Origin of the sequence: Mycobacterium vicinigordonae, from assembly GCF_013466425.1 — a bacterium.
Lineage (GTDB): Bacteria > Actinomycetota > Actinomycetes > Mycobacteriales > Mycobacteriaceae > Mycobacterium > Mycobacterium vicinigordonae.
This window is the reverse complement of sequence record NZ_CP059165.1, coordinates 4770142-4788998: the sequence shown is the minus strand read 5'-3', so window position 1 is coordinate 4788998 and position 18857 is coordinate 4770142. Positions and strand designations below refer to the sequence as shown.

Annotated in this window: 19 protein-coding genes; 11 read left to right on the top strand and 8 right to left on the bottom strand. The window is 66.1% G+C overall.

Annotated elements, in window-relative coordinates; genetic code table 11:
- Nucleotide 1: 1 nt before the first annotated feature.
- On the bottom strand, nucleotides 2-685 hold the full coding sequence (locus H0P51_RS21330) for an O-methyltransferase (protein WP_180914857.1): 684 nt from the start codon (nucleotides 683-685) through the stop codon (nucleotides 2-4).
- Nucleotides 686-887: 202 nt separating this feature from the next.
- On the opposite strand from H0P51_RS21330, the gene sigE reads away from it, so the two are divergent.
- From sigE to tatB, 4 genes are all read left to right on the top strand, one after another.
- On the top strand, nucleotides 888-1667 hold the full coding sequence (gene sigE / locus H0P51_RS21325; RefSeq protein WP_180919137.1) for an RNA polymerase sigma factor SigE: 780 nt from the start codon (nucleotides 888-890) through the stop codon (nucleotides 1665-1667).
- A gap of 169 nt (nucleotides 1668-1836) precedes the next feature.
- Entirely contained in the window at nucleotides 1837-2235 is a 399-nt protein-coding gene (gene rseA / locus H0P51_RS21320) for an anti-sigma E factor RseA (protein ID WP_180914856.1), read from the top strand.
- Nucleotides 2236-2317: 82 nt separating this feature from the next.
- Nucleotides 2318-3829, top strand: coding sequence for a serine protease HtrA (gene htrA / locus H0P51_RS21315; RefSeq protein WP_180914855.1), 1512 nt, complete (start codon nucleotides 2318-2320; stop codon nucleotides 3827-3829).
- Entirely contained in the window at nucleotides 3830-4243 is a 414-nt protein-coding gene (tatB, locus tag H0P51_RS21310; RefSeq protein WP_180914854.1) for a Sec-independent protein translocase protein TatB, read from the top strand.
- Nucleotides 4244-4321: 78 nt separating this feature from the next.
- On the opposite strand, the gene H0P51_RS21305 is transcribed toward tatB, so the two are convergent.
- The 5 genes from H0P51_RS21305 to H0P51_RS21285 all read right to left on the bottom strand — a co-directional run bounded on the left by H0P51_RS21305 (nucleotide 4322) and on the right by H0P51_RS21285 (nucleotide 9538).
- Complete coding sequence (locus tag H0P51_RS21305) at nucleotides 4322-5473, bottom strand: Mrp/NBP35 family ATP-binding protein (RefSeq protein ID WP_180914853.1); 1152 nt, start codon at nucleotides 5471-5473, stop codon at nucleotides 4322-4324.
- Nucleotides 5474-5516: 43 nt separating this feature from the next.
- Nucleotides 5517-6947 carry a lytic transglycosylase domain-containing protein gene (locus H0P51_RS21300; RefSeq protein ID WP_180914852.1) on the bottom strand — a complete coding sequence of 477 codons (1431 nt, stop codon included), beginning with the start codon at nucleotides 6945-6947 and terminating at the stop codon, nucleotides 5517-5519.
- 129 nt (nucleotides 6948-7076) lie between these two features.
- Nucleotides 7077-7613 (bottom strand): DUF1003 domain-containing protein, encoded by a 537-nt coding sequence (locus tag H0P51_RS21295; RefSeq protein WP_180914851.1) that lies wholly within the window; start codon nucleotides 7611-7613, stop codon nucleotides 7077-7079.
- On the bottom strand, nucleotides 7610-8920 hold the full coding sequence (locus H0P51_RS21290; RefSeq protein ID WP_180914850.1) for a magnesium transporter MgtE N-terminal domain-containing protein: 1311 nt from the start codon (nucleotides 8918-8920) through the stop codon (nucleotides 7610-7612). The genes H0P51_RS21295 and H0P51_RS21290 overlap by 4 nt, the downstream gene beginning before the upstream one ends.
- 69 nt (nucleotides 8921-8989) lie before the next feature.
- Entirely contained in the window at nucleotides 8990-9538 is a 549-nt protein-coding gene (locus tag H0P51_RS21285; protein ID WP_180914849.1) for a DUF4190 domain-containing protein, read from the bottom strand.
- 179 nt (nucleotides 9539-9717) lie between these two features.
- Between H0P51_RS21285 and H0P51_RS21280 the strand changes: the two genes are divergently transcribed.
- From H0P51_RS21280 to H0P51_RS21255, 6 genes are all read left to right on the top strand, one after another.
- On the top strand, nucleotides 9718-10245 hold the full coding sequence (locus H0P51_RS21280; RefSeq protein ID WP_180914848.1) for a YflT domain-containing protein: 528 nt from the start codon (nucleotides 9718-9720) through the stop codon (nucleotides 10243-10245).
- Nucleotides 10246-10315: 70 nt separating this feature from the next.
- Nucleotides 10316-11653, top strand: coding sequence for an extracellular solute-binding protein (locus H0P51_RS21275; RefSeq protein WP_180919136.1), 1338 nt, complete (start codon nucleotides 10316-10318; stop codon nucleotides 11651-11653).
- Nucleotides 11650-12531 (top strand): carbohydrate ABC transporter permease, encoded by an 882-nt coding sequence (locus H0P51_RS21270; protein WP_180914847.1) that lies wholly within the window; start codon nucleotides 11650-11652, stop codon nucleotides 12529-12531. Before H0P51_RS21275 ends, H0P51_RS21270 begins: the two co-directional genes overlap by 4 nt.
- Before the next feature lie 4 nt (nucleotides 12532-12535).
- A complete protein-coding gene (locus H0P51_RS21265) occupies nucleotides 12536-13360 on the top strand; it encodes a carbohydrate ABC transporter permease (protein ID WP_180919135.1) in 825 nt (274 codons plus the stop codon).
- 4 nt (nucleotides 13361-13364) lie between these two features.
- Nucleotides 13365-14537 carry an ABC transporter ATP-binding protein gene (locus H0P51_RS21260; protein WP_180914846.1) on the top strand — a complete coding sequence of 391 codons (1173 nt, stop codon included), beginning with the start codon at nucleotides 13365-13367 and terminating at the stop codon, nucleotides 14535-14537.
- The gene (locus tag H0P51_RS21255) at nucleotides 14537-15103 is read left to right on the top strand and encodes a suppressor of fused domain protein (protein WP_180919134.1); all 567 of its coding nucleotides are present in this window, start codon (nucleotides 14537-14539) and stop codon (nucleotides 15101-15103) included. The genes H0P51_RS21260 and H0P51_RS21255 overlap by 1 nt, the downstream gene beginning before the upstream one ends.
- Before the next feature lie 63 nt (nucleotides 15104-15166).
- On the opposite strand, the gene corA is transcribed toward H0P51_RS21255, so the two are convergent.
- Entirely contained in the window at nucleotides 15167-16267 is a 1101-nt protein-coding gene (gene corA, locus H0P51_RS21250; RefSeq protein ID WP_180914845.1) for a magnesium/cobalt transporter CorA, read from the bottom strand.
- Nucleotides 16268-16473: 206 nt separating this feature from the next.
- Here corA and H0P51_RS21245 point away from each other — a divergent pair, with 206 nt between their 5' ends.
- Nucleotides 16474-17463, top strand: a complete 990-nt coding sequence (locus H0P51_RS21245) for a malate dehydrogenase (protein ID WP_180914844.1) — start codon at nucleotides 16474-16476, stop codon at nucleotides 17461-17463.
- Nucleotides 17464-17786: 323 nt separating this feature from the next.
- Here H0P51_RS21245 and H0P51_RS29135 read toward each other — a convergent pair whose 3' ends face one another.
- Nucleotides 17787-17903, bottom strand: coding sequence for a ParB N-terminal domain-containing protein (locus tag H0P51_RS29135; protein WP_343061724.1), 117 nt, complete (start codon nucleotides 17901-17903; stop codon nucleotides 17787-17789).
- Nucleotides 17904-18857: the final 954 nt, after the last annotated feature.

Genomic DNA, 18857 nt, shown 5'->3' with positions numbered 1-18857 from the left:
ATTAGTCCCGGACGGCGGCCAGCAGGCCGTCGCCCAGCGGGATCAACGCCGGGGTCAGCCGTTCGTCCTCGGCAATCAATCGCGCCGCCTCACGCACCGCGGCCACTTCGGCGTCGCGCGCCGCGGGATCACCGGCACGCCCCCCCAGGGCGGCACGGTGCACCACGATCACCCCGCCTGGGCGCAGCAGCCGAACCCCTTCGACCACATACTCCGGCTGGTCGACCGGGTCGGCGTCGATGAACACCAGGTCGTAGGACTCGTCGGCGAGCCGGGTCAGCACTTCCTGGGCGCGTCCGCTGATCAACCTGGTGCGCGATGGCCCGATCTGGGCCTCGGAGAATGCCTGCTTGGCCAGGCGGGCGTGTTCCGGCTCGATGTCGATGGTGGTCAGCACGCCGTCGTCGCTCATGCCGGACAACAACCACAAGCCGCTGACGCCCACCCCGGTACCGACTTCGGCGACTGCCTTGCCACCACTGAGCTTGGCCAGCAGGCTCAGCAGCGCACCTACCGCTGGCGTGACAGCGCCGGCCCCGCTGTCCACGGCCCGTTCGCGGGCGCTGGCCAGGATCGCATCCTCTGATATCGACTTCTCGGCATGTGTCAGCAGAGCGTCGGCTCGGCTGGGCACCTCCTGGCTGGGCGCGCCGGGAGCGCCGGGGGCATCGTCGGAACTGGACATGTCCGCAGAGTATGCCCAACCGGTAGCCCGGGTGTTCAGGCGCGCCCGGTGCGGGTGGAGCTGACACGCCCGGGGGCAACGATGCGATCAAGGTCACCGTGACTGCGTAAGAGCTGGGCAAAGTGGGTAACAGTATGGTTTCTCAGCCAAAGCTCAGATTGCTCATACCTCACCCACACTCGGGTAGGTGACGGTGAGTCCCATGGAACGTGGAGGACGTTGGGGCGAGGACGACAGGAATAGCAAGTGGCAACTTCGCGTTGCCGTGAACGACGAACTGCCGACGTTGGATGGCAGGGGAAGTTCGGAGGAAGTCACCATCACCACTTTGAGCCCGACCAGCATGTCGCACCCGCAACCGGTTCGTGACCAGGACTGGGTGGAACCGTCCGACGCCCTCTCGGGCACAGCGGTTTTCGACGCCACCGGGGATAAGGCCGCCATGCCGTCTTGGGACGAGCTGGTGCGTCAGCACGCCGACCGCGTCTACCGCCTCGCCTATCGGCTGACCGGCAACCAGCACGACGCCGAGGACCTCACTCAGGAAACCTTCATCAGGGTTTTCCGGTCCGTGCAGAACTACCAGCCCGGAACGTTCGAGGGCTGGCTGCACCGCATCACCACCAACCTGTTCCTCGACATGGTCCGCCGGCGTGCTCGCATCCGAATGGAAGCACTGCCCGAGGACTACGACCGGGTGCCGGCCGACGAGCCGAATCCCGAGCAGATCTACCACGATTCCCGGCTGGGGCCCGATCTGCAGGCCGCGCTTGATTCGCTTCCCCCGGAGTTTCGTGCCGCGGTGGTGCTGTGCGACATCGAAGGCCTCTCCTACGAGGAGATCGGCGCCACCCTTGGGGTCAAGCTGGGCACTGTGCGCAGCCGGATCCACCGCGGTCGCCAAGCGCTGCGGGACTATCTGGCCGCCCATCCTGGACATGGCCTGCACGCCGACGGCCCGTCGGTGGCGGCGGCCAGCTGAGTCATCCGCGCGGGGCCCGAACCATCGTTTCGGCCACTGCACGGTTGCCAACTGGTCCCAAAGAGTCGGGTTTAAAAGGCTGAACATGGTTCTCGAGCACCGCACCGCGCTACATTCGAGATACAGATGGCTCGACAGGGTAGGAAAGCGGACGCGAAAGGATCCAGTGATGGTCGCCCCCGGAAACATGGGACATGTGTTTCGGCGCGCGTTCTCCTGGCTTCCCTCTCAATTCGCCTCGCAGAGTGATGCCCCGGTGGGGGCGCCGCGCCGCTTCGGGTCCACCGAGCACCTGTCGATCGAAGCCATCGCGGCGTTCGTGGACGGTGAATTGCGGATGAACGCGCATCTGCGCGCCGCTCACCACCTCTCGCTGTGCCCGGAATGTGCAGCCGAGGTCGACGATCACAGCCGCGCGCGCGCCGCCCTGCGCGACTCGCACCAAATCCGCATCCCCAGTTCACTGCTTGGGCTGCTCTCGGAAATCCCGCACTACCCACACGAGGATGCGACGCAGCTTCCCGACGCCCTCGCCGACCGCGATCCGGATCAGCGGAAGCGCCGCTAGCTCGCGCTTCGGCTGCCTGAGTGTCTGTGGATACTAGGGTGGACACGGACGCCGGCTAAGCAATGGATCTAGAAGAGGAACTGTGACCTCCGACGAAGGCAACCCCAGGGGCCAGGACACCGAGCGGCTCGCGCCGCGGCCCATCTACCGGCCACCGGTCGACCCGTCCTCGCGCCAGACGTTCGGGCGTCCTGCCGGGCAGCACGGATCCTTCGTGGCTGAGCGGGTGCGCCCACAGAAGTACCGGGATCAGTCCGAATTCCGACCGCACGATAAGCGGACCGACCCGGTGTTGGCCGACGCATTCGGCCGGCCTAACGGCGCCACCGAGACATTGCAGCGCCACCCCATCGACGCCGACGCACTGGACGCCGAGAAGAACGTCGACGAACCCGAGGAACTCGACGACCCGTGGCGCGATCCGGGCGCGGCCGCGGCCCTGGGCACTCCCGCACTGCCGCCGGTGGTCGCGCACGGCGACCAGCGCCACAGCGGCAAACTCGGGGTGCGCGACGTGCTGTTCGGCGGCAAGGTCTCCTACCTCGCGCTGGCAATCCTGCTGCTCATCGCTTTGATGATCGGTGCGATCGGCGGGGTGATCGGCCGCAAAACCGCCGAGGTGGTCGAGGCGTTTACCACTTCCAAGGTGACGCTGTCGACCTCTGGCAACGCCGAGGAGCCGGCCGGCCGGTTCACCAAGGTGGCAGCCGCTGTCGCCGACTCGGTGGTGACCATCGAGTCCAAGAGTGACCAAGAGGGCATGCAGGGCTCCGGTGTCGTTATCGACGGTCGCGGCTACATCGTGACCAACAACCACGTCATCTCCGAAGCCGCCGCCAACCCCAGCAAGTTCAAGACCACGGTGGTGTTCAACGACGGCAAGGAAGTACCGGCCAGCCTGGTGGGCCGCGACCCCAAGACCGACCTAGCCGTGCTCAAGGTAGACAACGTCGAGAACCTGAGTGTGGCCCGCCTCGGCAACTCCGACAAAGTGCGGGTGGGTGATGAGGTCATTGCCGCCGGCGCCCCGCTGGGCTTGCGCAGCACGGTCACCCACGGCATTATCAGCGCGCTGCACCGCCCGGTGCCGTTGTCGGGCGAGGGCTCGGATACCGACACCGTGCTAGACGCGATCCAGACTGACGCTTCGATCAACCACGGCAACTCCGGCGGGCCGCTGATTGACATGGACTCCCAGGTGATCGGCATCAACAGCGCCGGCAAGTCACTGTCGGACAGCGCGAGTGGTCTCGGCTTCGCCATTCCGGTAAACGAAATGAAGCTAGTGGCGGAGACCCTGATCAGGGACGGCAAGATCGTGCACCCGACGCTGGGCATCAGCACCCGGTCGGTGAGCAACGCGATCGCCTCGGGTGCGCAGGTGGCCAACGTGAAGGCTGGAGGACCCGCACAGAAGGGCGGCATCCTGGAGAACGACGTGATCGTGAAGATCGGAGACCGCAAGGTCGCCGACTCCGACGAGGCCGTCGTAGCCGTTCGCCAACTGACCATCGGGCAAGATGCCCAGATCGAGGTAGTGCGCGACGGTCGTCATGTGACCCTGACCGTCAAACCCGAGCCCGATACCAGTTAGATGTTCGCCAACGTCGGCTGGGGGGAAATGCTCGTACTGGTTGTGGTCGGGCTGGTGGTGCTCGGCCCGGAGCGACTGCCGGGAGCCATTCGCTGGACCACAGGTGCGCTGCGGCAGGCCCGCGACTACCTCAGCGGGATGACCAACCAGCTGCGCGAGGACATCGGACCGGAATTCGACGACATCCGCGGACACCTCAGTGAGCTGCAGAAATTCCGCGGCATGACGCCGCGGGCGGCGCTGACCAAGCACCTGCTCGACGGCGACGACTCGATCTTCACCGGGAACTTCGACAAGCCGGTGAATGGCACCACAGCGAGCCCACCGGTTGAGCCGGCCACCCCGCCGGCCGATCCACCCGCGGCCGCGTCCGCGCCGCCCGAGCGCACCCCGTTCGACACGGACGCCACATAAATACTCACCGCGAGCGAAACCGGGCTGCCCAACCCCCTGCGGGAATCGTCGCCGGGCGGCACTCGCGCCAAACGGCAATTACCGCCGGGTCGGGTCCAACCCCAGCGACATGCCAGCCAGGCCGCGCCGCCGCGACGACAGGCCGTCGGCGATGCGGCCCAGCTCCTTGCCCACCGCCGAGTCGGGTGTGCTGAGCACCACCGGCACACCCGCATCGCCCGCGGCAACCAGCGCCGGATCCAGCGGGATCTGCCCCAGCAGCGGCACGTCGGCGCCGACCGCGCGGGACAGCCGCTCGGCGACCTGACGGCCGCCGCCCTCGCCGAACACCTGCAACGTGGAGCCGTCCGGCAGCGTCAGCCCCGACATGTTCTCCACCACACCGACGATGCGCTGCCGGGTCTGAATCGCGATGCTGCCGGCCCGTTCGGCCACCTCGGCAGCGGCCATCTGCGGAGTGGTGACCACCAAGATCTCGGCGTTCGGCAGCAGCTGCGCCAGGGAGATGGCGACATCGCCGGTGCCCGGCGGCAGGTCGAGCAGCAGCACGTCCAGATCGCCCCAGTACACGTCTGCCAGGAACTGCTGCAGCGCGCGGTGCAGCATCGGGCCGCGCCAAACCACCGGGGTGTTGTCCTGGGTGAACTGGGCGATCGAAATGACCTTCACCTCGTGGGCGATCGGCGGCAGGATCATCGATTCCACCTGGGTGGGCCGGTCGGTGCTGCCCATCATCCGCGGAATGGAGTGACCGTGGATGTCGGCGTCCAGCACGCCCACGGACAGACCCCGCGCGGCCATCGCGGCCGCCAGATTCACTGTCACGGTGGACTTTCCGACGCCGCCCTTGCCGGAGGCGACGGCGTACACCCGGGTGAGGGAACTGGGCTGGGCGAACGGAATGACGGGCTCTGCTGCGTCGCCGCGGAGCTGCTTGCGCAACTCGGTGCGTTGCTCGTCACTCATCACGTCCAGGCCGACTGTGACCTTCCCAGTACCGGGGACGTCGGTGACCGCCTGGGTTACCTGCTCGGTGATCTCGGACTTCTTCGGGCAGCTTGCGGTGGTCAGGTAGATCCCGACGTGCACGGCGCCGTCCCCGCCGACGTCGATGCTCTTGACCATCCCGAGTTCGGTTATCGGTCGCCGCAGCTCAGGGTCGATCACCTTGGCCAGCGCGGTGCGGATCGCGGCGGTCAGATCGGCGGCGTCATTGTGGGTTGCAGACATCACCGCCGAGTCTAGGCGGCATGCGGTATTGGCAACCGGACGGTCAGCTGACCGGCGCCAGCAGCGGTTCGGCAGGCGCTGGCGGGCTCGGCTGAGCCGGACCGGCCGGTTTGGGCGACGGTGCGCCGTTCGGTGGCTTCGGGGCCGCATTTGCCGGAGCTGCCGGGTTGGCCGGAGCTGCCGGGTTGGCCGGAGCTGCCGGCACCGGAGCGGGCGGCGCAGCGGGGGCAAACGGATCCGCCGGTGGCGGTGCGGCAGGCGCGATCACAATGCCGCCATTAGGGGCGGGCGGCGCCGCGGGTTGGGGCATTCCGGGCTGAACCGCATCGGGGTTTTGCGAGCTGATGCAGATCAGGGTGCAACCCGGGGTGTTCGAGGGGATCGTCGTCTGCTGCTGATTAGGCGGCAGCCACGGCCACGCAGGCGACTGCGGCGCGTCGGGTGACCCGTAGGCCGGGAACTGGGCGATCAGTTGCGGTGGGCCGAAGTCGATCAGCGGCATGTGTTGTCCCAGCGGGTCGTTGACGCCAAGCCCGGTGACATTGAGCGGCAGGTTCGGTCCGAGGCCCTCGGTGTGTTCGAGGTGCGCGTCGCCGATCGGTGGCGGCGGGCCGGTGATCGGCGGCAGGTCGACCGGGACCACCCCGGTGGCATACGCCGCGGCCCACCCGAGCACGTTCTGCGCGTAGGACATCGAGTTGTTGTAGCGCAGGATGGCGGCCATGACCTGCGACGGGTCGCGCAGGTTGAGCCCGCCGCTGCACAGATAGCGCGCGGCGGCCAACGTGGAGTCGAACAGGTTCTGCGGGTCGGGGATGCCGTCGCCGTCGCCGTCGATGGCGTAACGCGCCCACGTGCCGGGCAGGAACTGCATCGGTCCCATCGCGCGGGCGTAGGTTACCCGGTTGCCTTGGCTGCCCTGCACAATCACCTCGTTGCCGGGCAGCGTGCCGTCTAGCGCGGGGCCGTAGATGGGGTTGACGGCGGTGCCGCGGGCATCGACGGCGCCGCCACCAGCGTGGCCGGACTCGATGCGGCCGATGCCGGCGAGCAGGTTCCAGCTGACTCCGCAGCCCGGCTGCGCGGCGGCCATCTTCTGCTCGGCATTACGGTAGGCCGACAGCGCCATGATCGGAATGCCAAGGGCACCGGGCGAATTCACGACGGTCGGTGGGGGCGGCGCGGAGCTGGTGGCGGCCGCGACGTGGAAGCTGGTGGGCACCCGACGCACGGAGATCACGGCGGGCCCGGACAGGTCCACACGCGGGGCCGGACCCACCGCGGCGACCGGGGCAATGGCGTTGCGGCTTGGCATCTTACCGTGCAACGTGGGCGCCGCGCCGCTGACTGCGCCGGCGAAGATCAACGGGGAGATCATGGCAACGCCGAACACCGGCGCTCGTGTTACGCGAAGTGCACCCTGCCGCACCTTTGCGACGGCCGGGCCGACACCCCAGCGTCCCCGAATATGCACCTCGGACCGTCCTCAAATTATGTGAGCCGCCGGGAAACTGACCGTTTTGTTAGCGTCTTGTTAGCTTCGTGAACTAGATCACCATACATAACTCTTGTAACGCGAGTTGCGCAATGGCCCTTTTGGTTCTCAGCCCGATTTCTTAGCACGCCGCTCAACGGACGCGTCGGGCCCTCGCACCGGGCCGCCGCCCTGGGCCAGCGCATGCAGGTCCGTCAGTAGGCCTTCTAATTCGTGCCGCAGGTAGTCGCGGGTGGTGACCTCGCCGATGGCCAGCCGCAGTGCGGCCAGTTCGCGGGCCAGGTACTCCGTGTCGGCTTTGGTTTGGGCGGCGCGGCGCCGGTCGTCCTCCAGGGCGACCCGGTCGCGGTTCTCCTGACGGTTCTGGGCCAGCAGGATCAGCGGTGCGGCGTAGGCCGCCTGCGTGGAGAAGGCCAGGTTGAGCAGGATGAACGGGTAGGGGTCCCAGCGCCAGTGCACCGCCCATAGGTTGGCCGCGATCCAGGCCAACACCACGATCGTCTGCATCAGCAGATAGCGGCCAGTGCCGAAGAACCGCGCGATCGATTCGGTGAACTGCCCGACGGTCTCGGCATCCAACCGAGGCGTGAAATTGCGTGACGTCCGCGGGGTGTAGAGCCGCCGCGACGTTGGGGACTTGCTCACAGGGACGATCCTCCGGGTCGTGCCGGCCGGCCGGCCGGGTCAAGCTGCGGCACATCCACCCGCCAGTCATGCGGAAGGAGGTGGTCAAGCAGGTCGTCGACGGTCACCGCGCCCAACAGGTGATTCTGGTCGTCCACAACCGGGCCGCACACCAGGTTGTAAGCGGCGAAATACCGGGTCACCGCACCCAGCGGAGTCTCCGGACTGAGAGTCAGCAGATCGGAATCGACGATCCCGCCGACCAGCTCGCCGGGTGCGTCGCGCAGCAGCCGCTGCAGGTGAACGCAGCCCAGGTAGTGCCCGGTCGGGGTGGCCGTGGGCGGACGCGCCACGAACACCATCGAGCCCAGCGCGGGGGTTAGGTCAGGGTCACGCAGCCGGGCCAGCGCCTCGGCCACCGAGGTGTCTGGGGTGAGCACCACCGGATCAGAGGTCATCAACCCGCCCGCGGTGTCGGGGGAGTGTTTGAGCAGCCGTCGCACCGGGTCGGAGTCGTCAGGATCCATCCGGGTCAGCAGAACTTCGGCGTCGGTCGGATTCAGCACACCCAGCAGGTCGGCGGCGTCGTCGGGATCCATCTCCTCCAATACGTCGGCGGCGCGGTCAGTGCCCAGCTGGGACAGCACCTCGGCCTGGTCAAGCTCGGGCAGCTCTTGCAGGATGTCAGCCAGCCGTTCGTCGCTGAGGGCCTTGAAGACCTCGTAGCGGCGTTTGGACGGCAGGCCGCGGATGGTGTCGGCTACGTCGACGGCCTTTCGGCCCTCGAACTGATCCAGCAGCTGAGCTACGCCCTGGCCTGGCATCGCCAGGGCCGACGGTGTCAGGCCGTGCACGTTCTGCCACTCCACGACGTGCACCGGGCCACGGCGGCGCAACCGCCGGTGGGTACGGACGGCGACCCGGCTCACCACCCAATCCCGGGTGCGGGTCTGTTCGATGCCCAAATCGGTGACAACGACGTCGACGCCGGCCAGTTCGGGCAGGTCGGGATCGTTGATTCGAACCGGGGTGTCGAGCACCTGGCCCATGGCCAGCACCTCTCCGGGTCGCTGTTCGAAGTGCCGCAACGACACGTTTCCGGTGCGCAGCGTCACCGCGTCGGGCTCGATGGCCGCCACCCGCAGGATGGGGATGAAGATGCTGCGCCGGGTGGCCAGATCGATGACCAGACCCAGCACGCGGGGCTGTTGGCGCACGATGCTGATGCTGATCACGACGTCACGAACCCGGCCAAACGACTCGCCCATGGGGCCCAGCACCATCATTCGCGGCAGCCGCGCGACGTACACCCTGTTGACCGATGCCATACCGGAAAGCGTAGGAGCCTGGGCGCGACGTGCCTTTGGCGAGTCCGCCCAACCTAGGGCGCAGGCAGGTTAATGGCTCGAGGCGGCCAAGACGACCACGAACAAAATGCCGAACAGCACTATCGTCGCTCCACCGACCGCGATGCCGCCGATCGCCATGCCGCGTCCCGGCTGCTGGGACTGCTTGATTTGATTGAGCGCGACGATGCCCAACACGATGGCCGCGATCGACAACAGGGTGCCGGTGTAGCAGAGGAACCACAGCGGAATACCGACGAGCGACGTGACAAGCGAGGCGACCGCCAAGCTGTTGGTGCTGGTCTGGCTGCCGTAGTACGGGCTGCTGGCCGCACCCCCGTAGGGGTAGCCGGCGCCTGGGTACGCCGGGGTGGATGGCGGCGGCGGATACTGCGCGCCGCCATAAGGTTGTTGACCAGGCGGGGGGTAGCTAGGTGGGGGAGGTGCGGAATAGTCCGCCGGATACGGCTGCGGACTCGGCTGGTACGGCGGCGGATAGTTCGGCGGTAGGGGTGGCGGGGGTGATCCCGGCGCAGCCCAGGTCGGTTGGTCACCGAACGGAGGTTGCCAAGCCGAGCCCTCGTCGCGGGGATCTGTCATATCGAACAACCTAACCCATGAACGCGTTCGCCGACACGTCTATGTTGGGCGGCTGGCCAGGCCATATGTGCAAACCGCAGTGGTTTACGGGTCGCCCAGGATAGTGCGTCGGTTAGGGACGTGGAACGATGGCGGGTGAGCAGTAGGGCAGAAGGAGGGCGACAAGATAATGAGGATCGATGACTAGCCCGTTCCAGCCCGGCCAACCCGGACCGTCCGCGGCCGGTGGCGCAGCCGCGGGGCGCCGCAATGTGCCCGCGTTGCCGACACCCCCCAAAGGCTGGCCGGTTGGCTCCTATCCCACCTACGCCGAGGCGCAACGCGCCGTCGACTACCTCTCCGATCAGGAATTCCCGGTCCAACAGGTGACCATCGTCGGCGTTGACCTGATGCAGGTGGAGCGCGTCACCGGCCGGCTGACTTGGGGCAAGGTGCTCGGCGGCGGCGTGCTGAGCGGTGCCTGGCTGGGTCTGTTCATCGGCCTAGTGCTCGGCTTCTTCAGCCCAAACCCGTGGGGTGCGCTGCTCACAGGTCTGATCGCCGGCGTTGTGTTTGGCTTGATCACGTCTGCGGTGCCCTATGCGATGGCGCGCGGCACCCGGGATTTCAGCTCGACTATGCAACTGGTGGCCGGACGCTACGACGTGCTCTGCGATCCGCAGAACGCTGAAAAAGCGCGGGATCTGCTGGCCCGGCTGGCGATCTGACACGAGGCGGGGCGGGGGCTTGCGGCGAAGGCCGATCGCGCTGTTGTTGGCCCTGTTGGTCGCTGGAGCGATGTGCGCCTGCGGCACCGGCCGCTCGGGACTGGAGATCACCTTCTATACCCCCGCGACCGACGGCGCGACGTTCGCCGCGGTGGCCGATCGTTGCACGGCTGCGGCCGGTGGCCGCTACCGCATAGCGCAAATCAGCCTGGCGCGCTCGCCCGATCAGCAGCGGTTGCAGTTGGCTCGCCGCTTGACCGGCAACGACCGCACGCTCGACGTGATGGCGCTAGACGTGGTGTGGACCGCGGAGTTCGCCGAAGCGGGGTGGGCGCTGCCGCTGTCGGAGGACCCGGCCGGGCGGGCCGAGTCCGACGCTACCGTCGACACCCTTCCGGGTCCGCTCCAGACGGCCACCTGGAAGCACCGGCTGTACGCCGCGCCGCTCACGACGAACACCCAATTGCTTTGGTACCGAGCGGATTTGGTTCGTCAGCCGCCGCAGGACTGGTCTGCCATGGTGGCCGAGGCGACGCGGCTGGCCGCGGCCGGGCAGCCCAGCTGGATCGCCGTGCAGGCCAACGAGGCCGAAGGACTGGTGGTCTGGTTCAACACGCTGCTGGTCAGCGCGGGCGGCCAGGTCCTATCGCAGGACGGCAAACAAGTCACGCTGACCGATACCGCCGAACACCGGGCGGCGACCGTGACCGCGCTGCGAATCCTCAAGGCCGTGGCCACCGCGCCGGGCGCCGATCCGTCGATCACCCGCAGCGACGAGGGCACCGCGCGCCTGGCGGTCGAGCAGGGCAAGGCCGCGTTGGAAGTCAACTGGCCGCACGTGCTGCCCTCCATGCTGGGCAACGCGGTCAAGGGCGGGGTGCCGTTCCTGCCATTGAACAAGATGCCCGAATTGGCCGGCAGCATCGACAAATTCGGCACGTTCGCACCGACTGACGAGCAGTTCGCCCTCGCCTATGAAGCCAGCCAGAAGGTGTTCGACTTCGCGCGATATCCCGGCGTGGCCGGGCATCCGGCCAAGGTGACGATTGGCGGGCTGAACCTGGCGGTGGCCGCCGGCACCCGCCACCGCACTGAAGCGTTCGACGCGGTCCGGTGTCTGCGGGATCTGGGCAACCAGAAGTTCGTGTCGATCGACGGGGGTCTGCCTGCGGTGCGGACGTCGTTGTACTCCGATCCGCAATTCCAGGCGAAATACCCGATGTACGGCATCATCCGTCAGCAGCTCACCGACGCCGCGGTACGGCCCGCGACGCCGGTCTACCAGGCGGTGTCGCTGCGCCTGGCGGCGGCGCTAAGCCCCATCACCGCGATCGACCCGCAGCGCACCGCCGACGAGCTGACCGTGCAGGTGCGCAAGGCTATCGACGGCAAGGGGTTGTTGCCGTGACCGGCACCCAGAGCGCCGAGCGGCGCTTGGCCCTGCTGCTTGTCGCCCCAGCAGTGATTCTGATGCTGGCGGTGACGGCCTACCCGATCGGCTACTCGATCTGGCTGAGCCTGCAGCGCAACGACCTGGCTACCCCCAATGACTCTGCGTTCGTCGGACTGGACAATTACCACACCGTCCTGACAGATCGTTACTGGTGGAACGCCCTGGCGGTGACGTCGGGGATCACCGTGCTCTCGGTGGCCATCGAGTTCGCGGTGGGCTTGTCGCTCGCCCTCGTCATGCACCGCACGTTAATCGGCAGGGGGCTGGTGCGCACCGCGGTGCTGATCCCGTACGGCATCGTCACCGTGGTCGCTTCTTACAGCTGGTATTACGCGTGGACACCTGGCACCGGTTATCTGGCCAACCTGCTCCCGGACGGCAGTGCGCCACTGACGCAACAGATTCCGTCGCTGGGTGTGGTGGTGCTCGCCGAGGTGTGGAAGACGACCCCGTTCATGGCGTTGCTGTTGCTGGCCGGATTGGCTTTGGTACCCGAGGATCTGGTGAAGGCGGCGCAGGTTGACGGTGCCGGAGCGTGGCGGCGGCTGACGAAGGTCATCCTGCCGATCATAAAGCCGGCGGTGCTGGTCGCCCTGCTGTTTCGGACGCTGGACGCGTTCCGCATCTTCGACAACATCTACGTGTTGACCGCGGGTGCCAACAACACCGGTTCGGTGTCGATTCTGGGCTACGACAATCTGTTCAAGGGTTTCAACCTCGGGCTGGGGTCGGCGATCAGCGTGCTGATCTTCATGTGCGTGGGACTTATTGCGGTGCTGTTCGTCAAGGTGTTCGGCGCCTCGGCTCCCGGGGGTGACGCCGGTGCGCGGTGAACCGTTGGCGCCCCGGCGCGCCGCGTTCTGGCTAGTCGTGGACACCCTGGTGGTGGTATACGCGATGCTGCCAGTGCTGTGGATCTTGAGCCTATCACTCAAGCCGTCGTCGAAAGTCAAGGACGGCAAGCTGTTCCCGTCGTCGGTGACGCTGGAAAACTATCGCGGTATCTTCCGGGGAAACTTCTTCAGCTCAGCGCTGATCAACTCGATCGGCATCGGTCTGATCACCACGGTGATCGCTGTGGCGTTGGGTGCGATGGCGGCGTATGCGATTGCGCGACTGGACTTTCCGGGCAAGCGACTACTGATCGGGATGACGTTGCTGATCACAATGTTCCCGGCAATCTCCCTAGTGACGCCGCTGTTCGACATCGAACGCGCGGTGGGATTGTTTGACACCTGGCCGGGCTTGATCCTGCCCTACATCACCTTCGCGCTGCCGCTGGCCATCTATACGCTATCGGCGTTCTTCCGGGAAATCCCTTGGGATTTGGAGAAGGCCGCCAAGATGGACGGCGCCACACCCGGTCAAGTCCTGCTCAAGGTGATCGCGCCGCTGGCGGCACCGGGCCTGGTGACGGCCGCCATTCTGGTGTTCATCTTCGCGTGGAACGACCTGCTGCTGGCGCTGTCACTGACCGCGACCGAAGCGGCGATCACCGCACCGGTCGCGATCGCCAACTTTACCGGCAGCTCACAGTTCGAGGAGCCGACCGGGTCGATTGCGGCGGGGGCGATCGTAATCACCGTCCCGATCATTGTCTTTGTCCTGATTTTCCAGCGACGCATAGTCGCCGGGTTGACCTCTGGCGCGGTGAAGGGATAGCGCGATGGCCGAGATTGTGCTCGAACACCTCAACAAGAGTTACCCCGACGGTCACACCGCGGTGCGAGACCTGAGTGTCACCATTGCTGACGGGGAATTTCTCATCCTGGTCGGCCCGTCCGGCTGCGGAAAGACCACGACGCTGAATATGATTGCTGGACTTGAAGATATCTCGTCTGGCGAGTTGCGTATCGGCGGTGAACGGGTCAATGAGAAGGCGCCGAAGGACCGCGACATCGCGATGGTCTTCCAGTCCTACGCGCTGTATCCGCACATGACGGTCCGGCAGAACATCGCCTTCCCGCTGACGTTGGCCAAGATGAAGAAGGCCGACATCGCGGCGAAGGTCGAGGAGACCGCCAAGATTCTGGACCTGACCGAACTTCTGGATCGCCGGCCTGCGCAGCTATCGGGTGGTCAGCGGCAGCGAGTGGCGATGGGCCGTGCAATCGTGCGTCACCCCAAAGCTTTTCTCATGGACGAGCCGTTGTCGAACCTGGACGCCAAACTGCGTGTGCAGATGCGAGGGGAGATCGCCCGGCTGCAGAAGCGGCTGGGCACCACCACCGTCTACGTCACCCACGACCAGACCGAGGCGATGACACTGGGCGACCGCGTGGTGGTGATGCACGCCGGAATCGCGCAGCAGATCGGCACGCCCGCCGAGCTTTACGAGCGACCGGCCAATCTTTTCGTCGCCGGATTTATCGGGTCGCCGGCGATGAACTTCTTTCCCGCCGAGCTGACCGCAGTCGGACTTGGGTTGCCGTTCGGCGAGGTGACTCTGGCTCCGGAGGTTCAGCAGGTGATCGGCGCGCACCCCAAACCGCGCAATGTGATTGTGGGGGTGCGGCCCGAGCAAATTCACGACGCCGCCCTGATCGACGGGTATCAGCGGATCAGTTCACTGGTCTTCGAGGCCGGTGTCGATTTGGTCGAGTCGCTGGGTTCGGACAAGTACGTGTATTTCACCACGGCCGGCCCCGACGTGCACTCGGCGCTCTTGGACGAAGTGGCTGCAGAGTCGGAGGTGAACGAAAACCAGTTCGTAGCAAGAGTTCCCACCGAGTCGAAGGCAGCGGTCGGTGGTCGGGTCGAGCTCGCGTTCGAGACCGCCAAGATCGCCGTCTTCGACGCCGACTCCGGCGCCAACCTCACCGTTACGTCCGCCGAGTGATGCTGGACGACGTCCGCGCGCATCTGCGCGATCACTTCGCCGGGGCGGCGCCCGATTCGGCGAGTGTGACGTTTCTGGGTGCCGAACCTATCGAGGTGCTGCGGTTCCGCTCCGCAGGATTGACGCACTACGCGACGCTGGGCTGCTCGCGTCATCCGATGACCGACCCGACCGAGATCGTCACCGACGAAACCGGGCCGCGTGCCGAAGTGGTGCTGCGGCTGCGTGATCCGGGGCCGGTCACCGGACTGGTGCGCAGCTTGGCGATCGTGGCGGCCACACCTTCCGTGGAAGGGATAGTGCTGGTGCCCGATGCGTTGATCGACCTCGGGGCGCCGCTCTGGATGGGTGCGCCGTTCACCGCGATGCTGTTGGGCACCAGCGATATTGGCGATCTTGCGTTGGATCCGCCGCGCGATCCGGTGCGGTTCCTGTCCGCCACGCCCGTCACCGCGACCGAGGCCGCCTGGGTGCGGCTCAAGGGCGCCGAGGCCATGCGCCAGGCCTGGCAGCACGACGGTGTCGACGTGTCGGATCCCAATCGCCCTGCCGCGCAACCGCATTGAGCCAAGACTGCGGGGAGAACCGAGTCGGCTCAAGCGGAATCGCCCCGACGGTGGCGCTTCGGTCTATAGCCAGTCCTGCTTGCGGAACTGAAAGTACAGGAACACACAGATGAGGACCATAACGCCGACGACCGTCGGGTAGCCCCACTTCTCATTCAGCTCCGGCATGTCGCGGAAATTCATGCCGTAGATGCCGGCGACCATGGTGGGAACCGCGATGATACCGGCCCAGGCCGAGATCTTGCGCATGTCCATGTTCTGCTGCATGCCGACGCGGGCCAGCGCGGCCTGCACCAGTGAGTTGAGCATGTCGTCGTAGGCGGAGATCTGCTCGGCGGCCTCGGTCTGGTGGTCGGCCACGTCGCGTAGGTAGCGCCGGACTTCCTTGGAGATCAGGTCCTTGTTCTCGGTCTGCATGCGCCCGAACGCACCTGACAATGGGGCCACGCACCGGCGCAACTCGACGACCTCACGCTTGAGCAGATAGATCGGTTCGACGTCGATCTTGCGGCCGGGCGAGAACGCCACCACCTCGATCGCGTCGACGTCGTCCTCCATCAGCTCGGTGACCTCGACGTAGTGGTCCACCACATAGTCGGCGATCGCGTGCATCACCGCGTACGGACCCAGCCGCAGGTGCTCGGGGTTGGCATCCATCCGCTTGCGCACCTCGTGCAACCCGCCGTGTTCGCCATGCCGGACGGTGACCACGAAATCCGCGCCGACGAAGATCATGATCTCACCCGTCTCCACGATCTCGCGGGCTAGCACCACCGACTCGTGCGGCACGTACTTGACGGTCTTGAGGACCAGGAACAAGGTTTCGTCGTAGCGCTCGAGCTTGGGGCGTTGGTGGGCGTGCACCGCGTCCTCGACGGCCAATGGGTGCAGTCCGTAGAGGTCGGCGACGTCCTGCATCTGTGCCTGGTCGGGTTCGTGCAGGCCCACCCAGACGAACACGTTCTGGCCGGTCAGGCCGAGTTCCCGTACCTTGGCCAGCGCGTCGGAGGGCGTCCACCTGCCGGGCAGCCGATTGCCGTCGAGGTAGACACCGCAGTCAACCAGGGTCTCGGTCGGCGGATCGGGCACCGGGTGCACGTGTTGGGTGCGCTGTCGCGCGACCGGTCTTAGTGCTTCGGGCAAAGCGTCGAATCCAGGAAACACGTCCACCTCCAATCGCAGTGCAGCCCTGCTGAGCGGTGGTTCATCGTACGCGTCTTGGCGCAACAAGAGGAGACGAACATCATCCCCAGCAGCGAATTCTCGGCCGCGGAGCGGACCGGGCGAATTCCTGGCGGCACCGGTGCGCTAGTTTCGACCCCGAACCCGTGGATACATCGAAAAGAATCCGTTAAAGGAGCAGAACCGACGTGAGCGCAAGTCCTCTCAAGGTTGCCGTCACCGGTGCCGCCGGCCAGATCGGCTACAGCCTGTTGTTCCGCCTGGCCAGCGGCTCGCTGCTGGGTCCGGACCGTCCGATCGAGCTGCGTCTGCTCGAGATCGAGCCCGCTCTCAAAGCGCTCGAGGGCGTCGTGATGGAACTCGACGATTGCGCCTTCCCATTGTTGGCAGGCGTACAGATCGGCTCTGACGCCAACAAGATCTTCGACGGCGTGAACCTGGCTCTGCTGGTCGGCGCCCGTCCGCGTGGCCCGGGCATGGAGCGCGGCGACCTGCTCGAAGCCAACGGCGCGATCTTCACCGCCCAGGGCAAGGCGCTGAACTCGGTGGCCGCCGACGACGTGCGGATCGGCGTGACCGGCAACCCGGCCAACACCAACGCGTTGATCGCGATGACCAACGCCCCCGACATCCCCAACGAGCGCTTCTCCGCACTGACCCGGCTGGACCACAACCGGGCGATCAGTCAGCTCGCCGCCAAGACCGGCGCCAAGGTCACCGACATCAAGAAGATGACGATCTGGGGCAACCACTCGGCCACCCAGTACCCCGACATCTTCCACGCCGAAGTGGGCGGCAAAAACGCCGCCGAGGTGGTCAACGACCAGGCCTGGATCGAGGACTACTTCATCCCGACGGTCGCCAAGCGCGGCGCGGCCATCATCGACGCGCGCGGGGCCTCTTCGGCCGCCTCGGCCGCCTCGGCCACCGTCGACGCCGCCCGTTCCTGGCTGCAGGGCACACCGGACGGCGACTGGGTGTCGATGGCCGTCGTCTCTGATGGCTCCTACGGCGTGCCGGAGGGCCTGATCTCGTCGTTCCCGGTGACCACCAAGGACGGCAACTGGTCGATCGTGCAGGGGCTGGACATCGACGACTTCTCGCGCGCCCGTATCGACAAGTCCACCGCTGAGCTGGCCGACGAGCGTGACGCGGTCACCGAGCTGAAACTGATCTAGCCGAGCAGACGCAAAAGCCCCGTGGAGCTTAAGCTCCACGGGGCTTTTGCGTCTGCTCCGCTGTCCATTCGGCCAGCGCTTGCGTCGCCGAATCGGACTTGGCCGCCGCCGGCGCGGCGTCTTTGGCCACTGACAACCTTTGGCGACTCTGGCGATTGACACCTCGGCACTGGTCATCTGCTGAATGCCACGTGTGCGTTGGACCGCGGTTAGCTGCGTGCGCTAGTTCTTCTCTACGATCTGCCCGAGACCCGTTGCAATAGTTGGGCTTTCTCGTCGTCCCCGGCGGTGGCGGGCCGGACATATACCGGCACAGAAGCCAGTCAGGCTTCGCGGGCGGCCAGCGCGCGACGCTGTCCGGAGCGTACCCACACCTGGCCACCGTCATCGTGTACAGCGGCGATCGGTGTGAGCACGCCGTACTCTTTGATGCTGGCCACGAACGCCCCGCCAGGACGGCGACGTCACGGACACTAGTTTCCAAAACCAGGCTGCGCGGGTCGAGATGCTCGCTGACACTCAACACGGGTTCTCGCTGGTGGTCTGCTCGGCCTCGTTGGTGATGGTGTCTGTCATTACGGAACCCACTCTCGGTGGAAATCGGCCCTCGCGAGCCGCCCGCTTTCTTGCCTTCTGGCAGATAAGATTTGGGCCGGCAACGGGTCCGCGAGAGTGGAGGTTCCCGGGCGCGAAGCTTCCGACGGCGAGCCTGGAGCAGCGGGACTTCGCAAAACTGGTGCCCGCAGCGCAGCGGGCAGACGTGGCCTTGCTCGAAGTGGGCCGCCAGCCATAGCCGAAGGCCAGAAGGCAAAAAGCACCAACGTGCTAAGTGTGCAGTATTTCAACGTGCGGCGTCGAAGATGGCAGTCGCGGGTCCTTAAGACGCTGCGGCAGCAACGGCGCCCGACTGGCGGATCGGATTCGGTACGTTTCTCGCCGAGGAGGTCCTCCCCGGCAAAGCACAGCCTGCGTATGGAAAGGTGCTGGCAGACATGGGTTTCGTTACCTAGCAGGACGTAATTGGGTTGCTAGAGGAGCTCGAGATTTCCTGGTGGCATCCCTTCGGCAATGACTGATCAGGCGAGAACCTCGGCGGTTACTTCGAGGGTGGTCGCCAACCAATTTGTCCGGCTTGGTTATTCATTCTCGCGTGTTCCCCTGCCGTTCGCCGGAGTGTTCATGTTCGTTCTCGAAAGCCCCGCGAGTAACTGTGGTTTGGCCTGGACGTCGTCCCGTCTCGTCAACTCAGTAGGCGGCGGCGATGTCAAGCACGGTGAGCGGAACTGCCTGGACCCTGATACTGAGGTCTTCGACGCCGACGAACAATGTTGCGTCGGTTGGCCATCGGTGCGGTACCGAACATCGCTGGTTTGTCGACGCCTGGTGATGATAGC

What these genes read in the sequence shown, in the direction of transcription:
- tatB (WP_180914854.1), top strand. Translation starts at nt 3,830, where the DNA reads ATGTTCGCCAACGTCGGCTGGGGGGAAATGCTCGTACTGGTTGTGGTC.
- sigE (WP_180919137.1), top strand. Translation starts at nt 888, where the DNA reads ATGGAACGTGGAGGACGTTGGGGCGAGGACGACAGGAATAGCAAGTGG.
- H0P51_RS21330 (WP_180914857.1), bottom strand. Translation starts at nt 685, where the DNA reads ATGTCCAGTTCCGACGATGCCCCCGGCGCTCCCGGCGCGCCCAGCCAG.
- H0P51_RS21285 (WP_180914849.1), bottom strand. Translation starts at nt 9,538, where the DNA reads ATGACAGATCCCCGCGACGAGGGCTCGGCTTGGCAACCTCCGTTCGGT.
- H0P51_RS21255 (WP_180919134.1), top strand. Translation starts at nt 14,537, where the DNA reads ATGCTGGACGACGTCCGCGCGCATCTGCGCGATCACTTCGCCGGGGCG.
- H0P51_RS21290 (WP_180914850.1), bottom strand. Translation starts at nt 8,920, where the DNA reads ATGGCATCGGTCAACAGGGTGTACGTCGCGCGGCTGCCGCGAATGATG.
- H0P51_RS21260 (WP_180914846.1), top strand. Translation starts at nt 13,365, where the DNA reads ATGGCCGAGATTGTGCTCGAACACCTCAACAAGAGTTACCCCGACGGT.
- H0P51_RS21275 (WP_180919136.1), top strand. Translation starts at nt 10,316, where the DNA reads ATGTGCGCCTGCGGCACCGGCCGCTCGGGACTGGAGATCACCTTCTAT.
- H0P51_RS21305 (WP_180914853.1), bottom strand. Translation starts at nt 5,473, where the DNA reads ATGTCTGCAACCCACAATGACGCCGCCGATCTGACCGCCGCGATCCGC.
- H0P51_RS21280 (WP_180914848.1), top strand. Translation starts at nt 9,718, where the DNA reads ATGACTAGCCCGTTCCAGCCCGGCCAACCCGGACCGTCCGCGGCCGGT.
- rseA (WP_180914856.1), top strand. Translation starts at nt 1,837, where the DNA reads ATGGTCGCCCCCGGAAACATGGGACATGTGTTTCGGCGCGCGTTCTCC.